The sequence below is a fragment of the Pseudomonas sp. R-28-1W-6 genome, assembly GCF_009799925.1.
Taxonomy (GTDB): domain Bacteria; phylum Pseudomonadota; class Gammaproteobacteria; order Pseudomonadales; family Pseudomonadaceae; genus Aquipseudomonas.
This window is the reverse complement of record NZ_WELK01000002.1, coordinates 159,136-173,405: the sequence shown is the minus strand read 5'-3', so window position 1 is coordinate 173,405 and position 14,270 is coordinate 159,136. Positions and strand designations below refer to the sequence as shown.

Below are 14,270 nucleotides of genomic sequence, written 5' to 3'. Positions count from 1 at the left end.
TCCGCAGGTTTCCCGATGACCCATGCCGTTGCCCGGCTCCGCGCCGAACGCCTGGCGCGCAGCCTCAAGCCCTTTGTCGCCCGCGGCTCGCGTGCGCCGCGCTGCCCGCAGTGCCGGGTGCTGGGCAATTACTGCCTGTGCGCCTGGAAGCCGCAGGTCGAGGTGCGCGCCGGCGTGTGCCTGCTGATGCACGATGTCGAGGCGCTGAAGCCGAGCAACACCGGTTGGCTGATCGCCGATCTGGTGGCCGACACCTTTGCCTTCACCTGGCAGCGCACGGCGGTCGACCCCGGCCTGCTGGCGTTGCTCGACGACCCGCAGTGGCAGCCCTGCGTGGTGTTCCCCGGCGAATATGCGGCGCCGCAGCGGGTGATCGGCGAGTTGCCGGCGGCGCCGGGCAAGCGCCCGCTGTTCATCCTGCTCGATGCGACCTGGACCGAGGCGCGCAAGATGTTTCGCAAGAGCCCCTACCTGGATCGCTTCCCGGTGCTCAGCCTGCAGCCGGAGCAGCTGTCGCGCTACCGCCTGCGGCGCTCCAAGCGCGAGGAGCACCTGTGCACCGCGGAGGTGGCGGCGCTATGCCTGGAGCTGGGCGGCGAGCCGCGCGCGGCCCGGGCCCTGGATGCCTGGCTGGACCTGTTCAGCGAGCGCTACCTGGGCGCCAAGCACCGCTGGCCGGTGGACGAGCAGAGTCCCGCCCACTTGGCCGTCAAGGCCTTGCTCCAGGACTAGCCGGCCAGGGCCTTCTTCGGCCATAGCTGGGCAATCAGCATGCCGGTGAACATCAGGGCGCAGCCGAAGTAGCCCTTCAGCGCCAGCGCCTCGCCGAGGAACAGGGCGCCAGCGATCGCGGCGAATACCGCTTCCAGGGACAGGATGATCGCCGCGTGCGAGGCGATGGCATGCTTCTGCGCCACCACCTGCAGGGTGAAACCGACCGCCACGCCGAACAGGCCGCCGTAGAGGATGGCCGGGCCGGCGGCGAGGATGGCGTCGAGCTTGATCTCCTCGAGGATCAGGGCCAGCATCAAACTGATCACCGCGCAGGTGGCGAACTGCAGCAGGGCCAGGCGCAGCGGGTCGTGGCGGCTGGCGAAGAAGCTCACCAGCAGCACGTGCACGCCCCAGACGCAGGCGCCGGCCAGTTGCAGCCAATCGCCGGACGCGACGTGGAAGCCCTCGCCGACGCTGAGCAGGAACATCCCGGCCACGGCCAGCCCGGCGCCCAGCCAGGTGCCCAGGCCGGTCTTGTGGCCGAGGAACAGGCCGAGCAGCGGCACGACGATCACGTACAGGCCGGTGATGAAGCCGGAGTTGGTCACGCTGGTGAACAGCAGGCCGACCTGTTGCAGGTTGATCCCCAGCGACAGCGCCAGGCCCATGATCAGGCCGCCGAACAGCAGGCCGCGGTTGATCGGCTCCGGCGCCTTGTCGGCGCCGCGGCGGCCGAGCAGGATCACCAGCGGCAGCACGACGACGGTGGCCAGGGCAAAGCGCAGGCCGGTGTAGAGGAAGGGGCCGATGGCATCCATGCCCAGGCGTTGCGCAACGAAGGCGGAGCCCCAGATCATCGCGGTGAGTAACATCAGCAGGTCGGCGCGCAGGGCTTGGCTAGGCATGCGAAATCTCGGCAGTAAAAAGCCGCGACTTTGCCGCAAAGCGCGCAACTTGACCACCCCGTCACAGCTGGGCATGCTTGGCGCCGCTCGCAACCCCGTGCTGCCCGGATTGCTTCGGCCCACAACAAGAACAGGGAACACCAATGGCCGCTTACGAAATTCTGATCGCTGACGATCACCCGCTGTTCCGCAGCGCCCTGCAACAGGCGCTGAGCCTGGGCCTGGGCCCGGATGTGCGCCTGGTGGAAGCGGCCAGCATCGCCGAACTGGAAGCCCGGCTCGCCGAGAAAAGCGACTGGGACCTGGTCCTGCTGGATCTCAACATGCCCGGTGCCTACGGTTTCTCCGGCCTGGTGCTGCTGCGCGGGCAATACCCGCAGGTTCCGGTGGTGATGGTCTCGGCCCAGGAAGAGGCGGCCGTGGTGGTGCGCTCGCGCGAGTTCGGCGCCAGTGGCTTCATTCCCAAGTCCAGTTCGCTGGAGACCATCCAGCAGGCCGTGCGCCAGGTGCTCGATGGCGATGTCTGGTGGCCGCCGTTGTCCGCCGAGGCGGCCAGTGTCTCGGCCGAGGCCAAGGCCGCCAGCGAAGGCCTGGCCAGCCTCACGCCGCAGCAGTTCCGCGTGCTGACCATGGTCTGCGAGGGTTTGCTGAACAAGCAGATCGCCTATGAGCTGAGCGTCTCGGAAGCGACCATCAAGGCCCATGTCACGGCGATCTTCCGCAAGCTCGGCGTGCGCACCCGCACCCAGGCGGCGCTGTTGCTGCAGCAGATGGAGTCGATCCCCGGGCAGTGACGGCCACAGCCGTTGTCAGCACGCACCTGCGCCGGGCGTATTCACGATTTTTTGACCGGGCCGGGCCTAAGCTCCGCCATCCTCAGCTTCAGGTAACCAAGCAATGTCGCCATTCAAGGGCCAGACCGGCCTGAAACGTATCCTCAATGCGGCCGGCTATTCGCTGGACGGCCTGCGGGCCGCCTTCACCGGCGAGGCCGCGTTCCGCCAGCTGGTGCTGCTCAACGTGGTGCTGCTGCCGCTGGCCTTCTGGCTCGAGGTGAGCCCGGTGGAGCGCGCGCTGATGATCGCCGTGGGCCTGCTGTCGCTGATCGTCGAGCTGTTCAACTCGGCGGTGGAGGCGGCGATCGACCGCATCTCGCTGGACCGCCATCCTCTGTCGAAGAACGCCAAGGACATGGGCAGCGCCGCGCAGTTCGTCTCCCTCAGCCTGATCGCGGTGGTCTGGGCGGTGATCCTGCTCGGCTGAGGCGCTTCCCCGTTAGCGCATAGGCGCAAAGCGCGCTCCAGGAAGGCCGGCGGTGCTCAGAGCACCCCGGCCTTTTTCCATTCCAGGTAGCGACTGACCAGTTGCGGGCCCAGCTCGCCGGGGCGCGCGTCGAGTACCGGAATGCCGTTGGCCAGCAGGCGTTCGTGCAGGCCGGCGCGGGCATTCAGGTAGTTCACCGTGCCGCAGTAGCCGAGCGCCTGCTCGTAGCTGTCGACCGGGGTCTGGCGCAGCTGGTCGAGCACTTCCTCGCGCAGGCTGGCGATCAGCACGCGGTGCTGGCGGCTGAGGCGCTTGACCGCGCCGAGCAGCTCTTCGTCGTCTTCGTCGCGCAGGTTGGTCACCAGCACCACCAGGGCGCGGCGCCGCTGGCGCACCAGCAGCTGGTTGATCGCCGCGGCGTAGTCGGCCGGGCGGCGGGTGCTGTCCAGGGCGTACACGGCGTTGAGCAGGCTGCTGATGTGCGCCTGGCCCTTGACCGGCGGGACGAACTGGTCGCGGTCGCCGGCGAAGGTTGCCAGGCCCACGGCATCGCCCTGGCGCAGGGCCACGTAGCTGAGCAGCAGGCTGGCATTGAGGGCGTGATCGAAGTGCGACAGGTCGCCGTCATGGCTGCGCATGCGTCGCCCGCAGTCGAGCAGGAAGACGATCTGCTGGTCGCGTTCGTCCTGGTATTCGCGGGCGATCGGCGTGCGCTTGCGCGCGGTGGCCTTCCAGTCGATCTGGCGCAGGGTGTCGCCCTCGCGGAATTCGCGCAGCTGGTGGAACTCCAGGCCCAGGCCGCGGCGCTGGCGCTGGCGCACGCCGAGCTGGCTGAGCCAGTCGTCCACCGCCATCAGCTGGGCCCCGTAGATACGGGCGAAGTCCGGGTAGACGCGGGTTTCCCCCGCCAGCTCCAGGTAGCGCCGGCCCTGCCACAGCCGCAGCGGGCTGGGCAGGTTGAGTTCGCAGCGGGCGAAGCGGAAGTGCCCGCGCTGCAGCGGACGCACTCGGTAGCCGCACTGGGTCTGTTCGCCGGGGCGCAGCTCGACCCGCTGCGGCAGGTATTCGAATGCCATGCGTTCGGGCACATGGTCGAACAGTTCGACCGTCAGCACCTGGCTGTAGTCGTGCTGCAGGGTCAGGCGCACTTCGCTCCAGCGCCCCAGCGGCAGGTTGCCCGGCAGCTGGCGCTGCAGGCGCGGCGAGGGCAGGCGGCGCAGCCACAGGGCGTCGGCCACGGCGACCAGCAGCAGGCACAGCAGCAGGCTCCACCACAGTGCTTGCAGGGTTTGCGGCAGCTGGACCTTGAGCAGCGGCAGGCTGCCCAGGACGATGGCCAGGGTCAGCAGCACGCCGAGCAGGCCGAGCAGGAGGCGCGAAGGTTTCATGCCGGGCGCGGGCCTCGCAGCAGCGGTGGGCGCCGCATCACAGGCGCGGCGCCGGGACTTGGTCGAGCAGCTGCTGCAGCACCTGGTCGACCGACAGGCCTTCGATATCCAGCTCCGGCGCCAGGCGCACGCGGTGGCGCAGCACGGCCAGGGCGCAGCCCTTCACGTCATCCGGCAGGACGAAGTCGCCGCCACGCAGCAGGGCGCGGGCGCGGCCGCCGCGCACCAGGGCGATCGAGGCGCGCGGCCCGGCCCCCATGGCCAGGCCGGGCCAGGTGCGGGTGGCACGGGCCAGGCGCACGGCGTAGTCGAGCACCTGCTCGTCGATGGCCAGTTCGCTGGCGATCTTCTGCAGGGCCAGCACGTCCTTGGCCTGCAGCAGCGTGCGCAGCGGCGCCACTTCGAGCATGTCGGCCTTGGCCGAGCGAGTCACCTGGCGCACCAGGCTCATCTCTTCATCGGCCTGCGGGTAGTCCATGCGCAGCTTGAGCATGAAGCGATCGAGCTCGGCTTCCGGCAGCGGGTAGGTGCCTTCCTGCTCGATGGGGTTCTGCGTGGCCATCACCAGGAACGGTTGCGGCACTGCCAGGGCGCGGCCCTCGAGGGTGATCTGGCGCTCCTGCATGACTTCCAGCAGGGCGGCCTGGGTCTTGGCCGGGGCACGGTTGATCTCGTCGGCCAGCAGCAGGTTGGTGAAGGCCGGGCCCTTGCGCAGCTTGAACTGCTCGGTCTGCAGGTCGTACACGGCGTGGCCGGTGACGTCGCTGGGCATCAGGTCGGGGGTGAACTGGATGCGCGCGAACTCGCCGCCGAAGCACTTGGCCAGGGCCCGCACCAGCAGGGTCTTGCCCAGGCCGGGCACGCCTTCGACCAGCACGTGGCCGCCGGCGATCAGGGCGGTCAGCACGTCGTCGATCACCGCGTGCTGGCCGACCACGGCCTTCTGCAGCTCCAGGCGCAGGGCCTGGAGCATCTGGGTGGCGCGCTGGCGCTGGCTGGCCGGGTTGCTCGCCGCCGTGGCGGGTGCCGGGGTGGCCGGGGCTGGGCTGGCTGTGGGTTGGTCCGGCGTGTGTTCGCTCATAGGGCATTCCTGAGGGTTTGCAGGTTGGCGACCTGACGGGTGAAGTCGGCAGCGGACAGCTTGTGCGCAGGCGCGGGGCGCATGGCTTGGCTGATGGCGCTGGTGGGGATGCGGGTGAGGCGGCCGAGCACTTGCCACTGATCGGCCACGGCCAGGCGTTCGAAGCCCGGGTGGCGGTGGCGGGCGCGGCGCTGGATATCGCGCTGCAGGCTGTGCAGCAGGTGCTGCTGGCTGGTGCGGCGCAACAGGAAGTCGGCGCTGCCGCGCAGGTGTTCCTCCAGTTGCCGGCGGGCATGGCTGGGCGGGCTCTGCAGCGGGCCGTGGCGCAGGCCGGCATGCCACAGCAGCAGGACGATCAGCAGGGCCAGGGCGGTGAGCGCGGCGGGGTAGTGCTCGAACAGCTGGCTGAGCAGGCTGTCGCGCACCTTGCTGTAGAGCAGGGTGACGCTGCTGTCCTGGCTGAGGTACCAGAGCAGCCAGGCGTTGTCGTAGGCATCGATGCTGTCGTTCTGCCAGAGCCAGGCGTCGGTGAGCACGGTGACCAGGCCGTCGCCGTGGTACAGCTGCAGCATGTGCGTGGCTGCGCCGCTGTTGGCCCAGGCATGGGCCCGGTTCTTGGCGTCGTAGAGGTGGAAGTCGGTGTCGAAGTCGACGTAGGCCGGGGCCTGCTCGTTCTCCAGGTAGAGCTTGGTCAGCTCCGGGTAACGGTCGTCATCCTCGGCCTCGACCTGTGCGGCGACCGCCTCGCCGAGCTCGTCCTCGTTGTCGCCGGCCGCTTCGGCGGGCTCGGCGGCGTCGCTGTCCGTGGCGCTGTCGGCGTCCGCGTCGGCCTGCTCGTCGGCCTCGCTGGTGCTGCTGTCCTCGTCACCGTCCGCCGCCTCGTCGAGGTCTTCGGTCAGGTGCTGCTGGATGCCCAGGCTGTCGAGCAGCAGGTCGTCGCTCTTGCCCTGTTCCTCGTCCCACAGGCTTTCCGCGACGAACACCAGATGGCCGCCCTTGGCCGTCCATTCCAGCACCTGGCGGGCCTGGCGCGGGGTCATGTCCTCGCGGCTGCTGAGCAGCATCAGGGTCTGCCCGGGTGCCGGCAGCTGGCGCAGCACGGCCAGGCCGTCGGCGCGGCTGACCGCGATCTGGCGTTCGCGCAGGAAGTATTCGGCGGCCAGGTAGGGATCGGCGTCGACCTCCGGCGCCGGGCCGAGCTTGAGGGTCTTCTCGTAGGGTTGCAGCTGGCCCAGGACATAGATGGCCAGCAGGCCGAGCGCCAGGACGAGAAGGCCGCCGAGGGCGAATCTGCCGGTCCGGCTCATGCCGTCGCTCCCGTCGGGAACAGGCGGCGCCAGGCATCGCACAGGCCCTGCTTGAGCGCAGCCGGCGGCAGACGATGGCCGTAGGCGAGGTTCTGCCAGTGGCGGGTCAGGACCGTGCTGAAGCGGCTCAGTTCGGCCTGGTCGAGGTGCTGCACCAGTTGCAGCACCTCGCCCTCGGTGTGCGAGCCCTTCAGCGGCAGGCGCAAGTCGTGCAGCAGGCGGCTGAGCAGGGCGCGGTAGAGCAGGCCGAGGGCCTCGCGCGGTTGTTCGTCCCAGAGTCGCTCGGCTGCGCTGGCGACGTCGTCGGGCAGGCTTTCCGGGGCCACTTCCAGGCCGAACAGCTGGCTCGGCATCTCGCGGATGCGCCGTTGCGGCAGGCCGAGGCGGCCGGCGAAGGTGCTCAGCCATTCGCGATAGCGCCACACCAGCAGCAGGATCAGACCGATCAGCGCGGCCCACAGCAGCACTTCGAAGATCAGCGCGACGATTTCCAGCTTCTTCAGGTAGTCGCTCAGCGCGCCGAGGTTCTGCAGGGCTTCGAGCAGGCCTTGGCTCTCGTCCCGCGGCTTGTCCTCGGCCTTGTTCTGCTCATCGCCGAAGCGCCAGCGGGTCACCGTCTCGCGGTGTTCGAACGGCGGCTGGTCGAGCAGCCGGGTGATGCTGTCGTGGGCGGCCTGGCTGGTCAACGGCTGCTTGAGCAGGCGCGGGGCGTCCGGGCCGTTCGGGTCTTCGACGGGAATCGGGCAGCTGCCGGCGGCGTCCTCGGCCCAGGCCGAGGGGCTCGGAACCAGGGCGAACAGGGCGCCAACCAGGAGCAGGGCGTAGGCGCTGCCGGTCAGGCGCTGGCGCAGGCGGCGGAAGACCAGCTCGATGTCCCAGGCCTCCAGCGCGGTGCGCCGGTTGAGGTAGAGGGTGAAGCCACAGGCCACGTAGATCGGTTCCCAGAACACCAGCACCAGGGCGTAGAGCAGGTTGGACAGGTGTTCCAGCCACAGCCACTCGGCCTGGCCGCCGCTGAGCATGCTCTGCCAGTCCCAGTCGGTCTTCATCTGCTGCGGCAGCAGCAGGTAGAGCAGGCCGATCAGGCCGAAGCAGAACACCCCTTCCAGGTGCACGCCGAGTACGGTCAGCCAGGTCGGCCCGCCGCTGTTGCCCAGGCCCAGTACCACCAGGCGCTTGCTGCGGGCCTCGCCGGCGAGGCCTTCGAGCTGCAGCACCGGCAGGTCGAAGCTGCGCGTCGGGCTGAAGCGGCGCCAGGTCAGGCTGGCCAGCAGTTGCGGCTTGAGCAGGCCGGGCAGGGCCTTGAGTGCCTGCCTGAGCGAGGGGGTATCGCCGAACAGGGCATGCGACAGGATATACAGCGGCAGGCGCTCCCAGGCCGGCTTGAGCCACCAGAAGATCAGCACGGAGAGCGTCGGGTATTGCCACAGCAGCAGGCTGAGCAGGGTGAACACCGGCAGGGTGACGATGGCCCAGCTGCCCATCAGCAGGCCGGCGTGGCGCTGCGCCAGGAGCACGCCGAGGTCGACGGCTTCCCAGGCGCTGCGCGGGCGGATGGCGACGCTGGCGTCAGTCAGGCGCATGGCGGTGGCGTCCGGCAAAAACGAAATAGGCGATCACCAGCAGCCACAGGGCCGTGCCAACCAGGTACTTGATGGTCGGTGTGGTGTAGGTCATGGACGACCAGAACGCCTCGACAAAGGCGGCGATGACCAGGAACAGGATCACCCCGGCGACCAGCTGGATGCTGCGCCCGGAGGCCTGGCGCAGGGCTTCGCCGCGGCGCAGGCGGCCCGGGGCGAGCAGGGCCCAGCCGAGCTTGAGCCCCGCGGCGCCGGCGAAGGCGATGGCGGTCAGCTCGAAGGCGCCATGGCCGATGACGAAGGACCAGAAGGTTTCGCTGTAGCCGATGCGGGTCAGGTGGCCGGCGACGGCACCGATCATCAGGCCGTTGAACAGCAGGAAGAACAGGCTGCCGAGGCCGAACAGCAGGCCGCTGGCGAAGGTCTGAAAGGCGATGCCGATGTTGTTCATGATGTAGAAGCCGAACATCATCCAGTCATCGCCCGAGTCGCGTTCGCTGAAGCGGCCGATGCGCCGGGCATCGGGATCGTACATGCGTTCCATGTCGCTGACCTGGGCCGGGTCGAGCAGGCCGTAGATCAGCTCGGGGAACTGCCAGGTGAGCAGGCCCATGCCGATCAGGCTGCCGAAGAACAGCAGGCAGCCGGCCAGCACGCAGCGCCATTCGCTGCGGATCAGTTGCGGGAAGCCGCTGATCAGGAAGCGGATCATCTGCGCCAGCAGGTGGCTGCGGTGGCGGTAGAACTGCTGGTGGCCGCGCATCGCCAGCTGTTGCAGCTGGTCGATCAGGTGGCTGCTGTAGCCACGCTCCTCGGCCAGGGCCAGGTGCTGGCACAGATGGCGGTAATCGGCGGCAAAGCTTTCGCAGGCCTTGCTGTCGGCCTTGCCGCGCTCCAGCTGGCCGAGCAGCTGGGTGAAGCGTTGCCAGTCGGCGGCGTGCTTGTGCTCGAACAGGTGCTGCTTCATGTCGCCCCCAGCAGGCCGCGGGCGATGTTGTTGAGGCGGGCCTCGGCCTGCTCCGGCGGCACTTGCAGGGGCTCGGCGAGGATGCCGGCCAGCTCCTGGCGGCGGGCCGCGGACAGGCCCGCCTGGCGTTCGGCAAAGCCTTGCAGGGCGCGCTGTTCGGCGAGGCTCAGGCGAAACGGCGGGCGCTCGCTGTCGCCGGCCGCAATCAGCGGACGGCTGCCGTTCTCGTCGCGATAGACCACCAGGGTCCCGGCGGCCAGGTCGCCCAGGCGCTTGAAGGCCGGATGGCACAGGCAGCTGACCAGCCCCAGGCAGTAGCCGACCGGCAGCATGTCGACGAAGCGCAGCAGGTTGCGGGTCAGCGAGGCGCCCCAGCCGACCGGGGTGCCGTCGTCATGCACCACGCGCAGGCCCATGATCTGCTTGCCCGGTGAGCGGCCCTGGTTGAACACCTCGAACAGCACCATGTACCACCAGTTGACCAGGAACAGCAGAATGCTGCCCAGGCCCACGCCGAGCTGGCCGAGGAAGGCCATGACGATGAACATCAGCAGCAGGATGGCGCCGCGGATCAGCAGGTCCAGGCCGAAGGCCAGGATACGCGGCAGCGCACCGGCCGGGCGCAGGACCAGATCAATGCCTTCCGGGGTTTCGACATGGTGGCGCGTATCCAGCAGCCTGTCGCGGATGCGGGATGGCTCGGGGGCGACGCTCGGCGGGGTTGGCTGCATTCGTCAACTGCATCGAAGAAAGCCTGATGCTAGCCAGCAGCAGGAGGGAAGGCAATCGGGCCGCCGCGGCGGCCCGAGCGCTGGCTGGCAATCAGTTGGCCGGTGCGGGCAGCACACCGAAGATGGTGCGGTAGAGAATGCCCTGGGCCACGATGAACATCGGCACGGTCCAGATCAGGCCGATGCCCAGCGGAATCATGCTGATCATCATGATCACGCCGAGCAGCAGGTAAAGGAAGAACACCTTGAACCAGTGCTGGTTGATCGCCTTGCACGACACCAGCATGGCGTTCCAGGCCGACAGCTTGCGCTCGACGATCAGCGGGATGGTCAGCAGGAACGCGACGGCCAGATAGATGCCCGGGACGACGAACAGGAGGAAGCCGATATTCACCAGGATGCCCATCAGGATCGCCGCCAGGAGCAGCGGCAGGGTGCGCCCGAAGTGGCTGAACACTTCGCCGAAGCGTACCGGCTGGCCGGCGGCCTGGCGGATGCCGACCATGTTGATGCCGGCCACGAAGGGGTAGACCACGGCGAGCATGACCAGGCCCGCGCCCAGGCCGATCACCAAGAAACCGAACACGCCTGCGGCCAGCAGGCCGCCACCGGCACTGTCACCCAGGCTCGAGGCGCCCAGGGCACCGAGTACGCCGAACACGGAGAGGATGATCGACAGGAGGAAGGAGGCGACCATCATGGCGCCGCAGAACACCAGATAGCTGCCCCAGATCACGCCTTTGGTGCCCTTGGTCTTGCTCCAGGCTTCACCGAGCAGGGTGCCGATGGAGAAGTCGTAGCCGCGGCTCAGGGCCTGCTCGACCGAGGGCGCCTGCCCGGGGGCGGTGGCTTCCTGCAGGGCGCTGCCCGGCATGGCATAGGGGTTCTGTAGGGTTGTGTCGGTCATGTGTACTTCCTTGTGTAGTGAGACGCCATTACGAACAGCACATCCTAGCGACAGTGGCGGGGCGGCAGCAAGTTGCAGCTACGCACCCGTGAGCGCAATCATGCTTTTTCGCGTTTTTTGTGCGCCGTATGCGCCTGATAGACTGCGCGAGCCTCTTCTCGATGGAAACCGCCGTGAGCTCAAGCATCTTCTGGTACGACTACGAAACCACCGGGATCAACCCGCGCAATGATCGACCGTTGCAGGTCGCGGGCATCCGTACCGACGAGCAGCTCAACGAAATCGGCGAGCCATTGAACATCTATTGCCAGCCGAGCGACGACATCCTGCCGCATCCGGCGGCCTGCCGGATCACCGGGATTACCCCGCAGATCCTGCGCGACCGGGGACTCTGCGAGGCCGAGTTCATGGCGCGGGTGCATGCCGAGCTGGCGCTGCCCGGCACCTGCGGCTCGGGCTACAACAGCCTGCGTTTCGACGACGAGATGACGCGCTACGGCCTGTACCGCAACTTCTACGACCCCTATGCCCGCGAGTGGCAGAACGGCAACAGCCGTTGGGACCTGATCGACCTGCTGCGCACCGCCTACGCCCTGCGCCCGGAAGGGATCGCGTGGCCGCGTGACGAAGAGGGGCGGGTGTCGCTGAAGCTCGAGCGCCTGACCGAGGCCAACGGTATCGAGCATGGCCAGGCGCACGATGCGCTATCGGACGTGCGCGCGACCATCGCCCTGGCGCGCCTGCTGCGCGAACGGCAACCCAAGCTGTACGACTACCTGTTCCAGCTGCGCAGCAAGCACAAGGTCATGGAGCAGATTCGTCTGCTGCAGCCATTGGTGCACATTTCCGGGCGTTTTGCCGGTAGCCGCAATTACCTGGCCGTGGTGCTGCCGCTGGCCTGGCACCCGCGCAATCGCAATGCCTTGATCGTCTGCGACTTGCAGGCCGATGTGCGACCGCTGCTGGAACTGGATGCCCAGACCCTGCGCCAGCGCCTGTATACCCGGCGCGATCAATTGGCCGAAGGCGAGTTGCCGGTGCCGCTGAAGCTGCTGCATATCAACCGTTGCCCGGTGGTGGCGTCGCTCAAGGTGTTGCGCGCCGAAGATACTGCGCGCTTGCAGTTGAACTTGGCGGAGTGCGAAGCGCGCGCGGGGTTGTTGCGTGACGGTTTGGCGCAATGGCAGGAGAAGTTGGCGCCACTCTATGCGGAGGAAGAGTTCGCCGCGCTGGATGATCCGGAGCAACAACTGTATGGCGGTTTCCTCGGCGACCGCGATCGACGTTTATGCGAACAGGTACGCCAGGCCAGTGCCCTGCAATTGGCGCGCGATAATTGGGGTTTTCTCGACGCACGCTTGCCCGAGTTGCTGTTTCGCTATCGGGCCCGCAATTTCCCGGCCTCCCTGTCGCCGGAAGAAACGGCTGCCTGGCAGGCGTTCTGCCGCACTCGCCTGAGTAATGCCGAGGCGGGTGCGCCGAATACCCTGGAGCAGTTCGAGGCGGCACTGGTCAATGAATGGCCGCAGGCCAGTCCGGAACAGCAGCAGGTATTGCAGGTCTGGCGCGAACATGTCGCCGCGCTGCGGGCGAAATATCGGTTGTGAGTGCGCCGCAGTATGGCGGCTATACGGAGAAACAAAAAAGCCGGCAAGTTGCCGGCTTTTTATTGGCTGACGCGCTGTCGAATTAACCGAGCAGGGTGGCCCAGCCTTCAACAACGGCGGCGCCCCACTTGGCTTTCCACTCTTTCAGGGTCTTGTGGTTGCCGCCTTTGGTTTCGATCACTTCACCGGTGTTCGGGTTCTTGTACTGCTTGACCTTGCGGGCGCGCTTGGTGCCGGTGGCCTTGGCGGCACGCGGAGCCTTGCTCAGCTTGGCTTCCGGGTCGAGCAGGGCGGTGATGTCGCGCAGCGACTTCTGGTATTCGCCCATCAGGGTGCGCAGTTTGCCTTCGAATTCCAGTTCTTTCTTCAGTTTGTCATCTTGCGAGAGATTCTTCAGGCGCTCTTGAAGTTCCTTGATGGCTTCTTCGGTGGCGCGGTATTCGTTGATCAGGGACATTGTGCTCTACCTTGATAGGGGGCGGATACGAGATGGACTGAAGGTAATAATAGACAGGCGCTTGCAGGCAAGTAAATACGTTGGAAAAGTTTTGCCGAAATTATTTTGTGGAATATATGTCCGGGGCCTTTTCGGGGATAACGGCATGACTGCGGCAATGCCGGCTGCCGATCGCAGTTTCATATGTTCATGTCGCCGGGTGACGGATTAACTGCACCCCTGCAAGTTGGCGATTGTGCAAGTTTTTGCGCGCCAGCACTTATCGGTCGGCGGATTACGCCACCGGTTGCGGCTCGTCGGGGGCAAGTTTGTCCCGAGAACGCGGCAGCTGGATACTGCCCTGAGGCCTGCCATATGCCTGCGCAAGCCGAGCGCTTGCCCGGTGGTGGTTTGTCCGGCTGGTTCCAGGTGATTTGGCCTGGCCAGGCAGATACTGAAGTTTTCCCCCGCTCTGGCTAGAATGGCGCCCTCGCGAAGTTTCTGGAGTTTCCCATCATGCGCACTTTTCGGCTGGTCATCGCCTGCCCGGACGGCGTTGGCATCGTTGCCAAAGTCAGTAATTTCCTGGCCACCTATAATGGCTGGATCAGCGAAGCCAGCCACCACTCGGATAACCAGAGTGGCTGGTTCTTCATGCGCCATGAGATTCGCGCCGACTCGTTGCCGTTCGATCTCGACGGTTTTCGCCAGGCATTCGCCCCGATTGCCCGCGAGTTCTCCATGGAATGGCGGGTGACCGATTCCGCACAGAAGAAGCGCGTGGTGCTGATGGCCAGTCGCGAGTCGCACTGCCTGGCCGACCTGCTGCACCGCTGGCACAGCGACGAGCTGGATTGCGACATCCCCTGCGTCATCTCCAACCATGACGACCTGCGCAGCATGGTCGAATGGCACGACATCCCCTTCCATCACGTGCCGGTCGATCCCAAGGACAAGGCCCCGGCTTTCGCCGAAGTGGCGCGTCTGGTCGGCCAGTGCGATGCCGATGCCGTTGTGCTGGCGCGCTACATGCAAATCCTGCCGCCGCAGCTGTGCAAGGATTTCGCCGGCCGGGTGATCAACATCCATCACAGCTTCCTGCCGTCGTTCGTCGGCGCCAAGCCCTACCACCAGGCTTCGCTGCGTGGCGTCAAGCTGATCGGCGCCACCTGCCACTATGTGACCGAGGAGCTGGATGCCGGCCCCATCATCGAGCAGGACGTGGTGCGCGTCAGCCATCGCGACAGCATCGAAACCATGGTCCGCCTCGGTCGGGATGTGGAGAAGATGACCCTCGCCCGTGGGCTACGCTATCACTTGGAAGACCGGGTACTGGTACACGACAACAAGACGGTGGTGTTCGACTGACTCCAGTCGCCGG

At 67.0% G+C, this 14,270-nt stretch carries 14 protein-coding genes; 5 read left to right on the top strand and 9 right to left on the bottom strand.

Features of this window, described 5'->3' with window-relative positions; translation table 11 throughout:
* Positions 1-15: 15 nt before the first annotated feature.
* A complete protein-coding gene (locus F3I62_RS04985; protein ID WP_160488589.1) occupies positions 16-732 on the top strand; it encodes a tRNA-uridine aminocarboxypropyltransferase in 717 nt (238 codons plus the stop codon).
* On the opposite strand, the gene F3I62_RS04980 is transcribed toward F3I62_RS04985, so the two are convergent.
* A complete protein-coding gene (locus F3I62_RS04980; RefSeq protein WP_160488588.1) occupies positions 729-1,619 on the bottom strand; it encodes a DMT family transporter in 891 nt (296 codons plus the stop codon). The two genes, F3I62_RS04985 and F3I62_RS04980, sit on opposite strands and share 4 nt — an antisense overlap.
* A gap of 143 nt (positions 1,620-1,762) precedes the next feature.
* On the opposite strand from F3I62_RS04980, the gene erdR reads away from it, so the two are divergent.
* Positions 1,763-2,413, top strand: coding sequence for a response regulator transcription factor ErdR (gene erdR, locus F3I62_RS04975; RefSeq protein ID WP_160488587.1), 651 nt, complete (start codon positions 1,763-1,765; stop codon positions 2,411-2,413).
* Positions 2,414-2,516: 103 nt separating this feature from the next.
* A complete protein-coding gene (locus tag F3I62_RS04970) occupies positions 2,517-2,882 on the top strand; it encodes a diacylglycerol kinase (RefSeq protein ID WP_160488586.1) in 366 nt (121 codons plus the stop codon).
* Positions 2,883-2,938: 56 nt separating this feature from the next.
* Here the strand turns inward: F3I62_RS04970 and F3I62_RS04965 are convergent, their stop codons facing one another.
* The 7 genes from F3I62_RS04965 to F3I62_RS04935 all read right to left on the bottom strand — a co-directional run bounded on the left by F3I62_RS04965 (position 2,939) and on the right by F3I62_RS04935 (position 10,846).
* Complete coding sequence (locus tag F3I62_RS04965; protein WP_160488585.1) at positions 2,939-4,270, bottom strand: DUF58 domain-containing protein; 1,332 nt, start codon at positions 4,268-4,270, stop codon at positions 2,939-2,941.
* A gap of 37 nt (positions 4,271-4,307) precedes the next feature.
* Positions 4,308-5,351 (bottom strand): MoxR family ATPase, encoded by a 1,044-nt coding sequence (locus tag F3I62_RS04960; RefSeq protein WP_160488584.1) that lies wholly within the window; start codon positions 5,349-5,351, stop codon positions 4,308-4,310.
* A complete protein-coding gene (locus F3I62_RS04955; RefSeq protein WP_160488583.1) occupies positions 5,348-6,658 on the bottom strand; it encodes a DUF4350 domain-containing protein in 1,311 nt (436 codons plus the stop codon). The genes F3I62_RS04960 and F3I62_RS04955 overlap by 4 nt, the downstream gene beginning before the upstream one ends.
* Complete coding sequence (locus F3I62_RS04950) at positions 6,655-8,241, bottom strand: DUF4129 domain-containing protein (RefSeq protein ID WP_160488582.1); 1,587 nt, start codon at positions 8,239-8,241, stop codon at positions 6,655-6,657. Before F3I62_RS04950 ends, F3I62_RS04955 begins: the two co-directional genes overlap by 4 nt.
* Entirely contained in the window at positions 8,228-9,208 is a 981-nt protein-coding gene (locus F3I62_RS04945) for a stage II sporulation protein M (RefSeq protein WP_160488581.1), read from the bottom strand. The genes F3I62_RS04950 and F3I62_RS04945 overlap by 14 nt, the downstream gene beginning before the upstream one ends.
* On the bottom strand, positions 9,205-9,939 hold the full coding sequence (locus tag F3I62_RS04940; RefSeq protein ID WP_160488580.1) for an RDD family protein: 735 nt from the start codon (positions 9,937-9,939) through the stop codon (positions 9,205-9,207). The genes F3I62_RS04945 and F3I62_RS04940 overlap by 4 nt, the downstream gene beginning before the upstream one ends.
* Before the next feature lie 91 nt (positions 9,940-10,030).
* Positions 10,031-10,846, bottom strand: a complete 816-nt coding sequence (locus F3I62_RS04935; protein WP_160488579.1) for a hypothetical protein — start codon at positions 10,844-10,846, stop codon at positions 10,031-10,033.
* A 173-nt stretch (positions 10,847-11,019) separates the two neighbouring features.
* On the opposite strand from F3I62_RS04935, the gene sbcB reads away from it, so the two are divergent.
* A complete protein-coding gene (gene sbcB, locus F3I62_RS04930) occupies positions 11,020-12,453 on the top strand; it encodes an exodeoxyribonuclease I (protein WP_160488578.1) in 1,434 nt (477 codons plus the stop codon).
* 82 nt (positions 12,454-12,535) lie between these two features.
* On the opposite strand, the gene mvaT is transcribed toward sbcB, so the two are convergent.
* Positions 12,536-12,910, bottom strand: a complete 375-nt coding sequence (gene mvaT / locus F3I62_RS04925; RefSeq protein WP_160488577.1) for a histone-like nucleoid-structuring protein MvaT — start codon at positions 12,908-12,910, stop codon at positions 12,536-12,538.
* Between the two features lie 495 nt (positions 12,911-13,405).
* Between mvaT and purU the strand changes: the two genes are divergently transcribed.
* Positions 13,406-14,257, top strand: a complete 852-nt coding sequence (gene purU / locus F3I62_RS04920) for a formyltetrahydrofolate deformylase (protein ID WP_160488576.1) — start codon at positions 13,406-13,408, stop codon at positions 14,255-14,257.
* Positions 14,258-14,270: the final 13 nt, after the last annotated feature.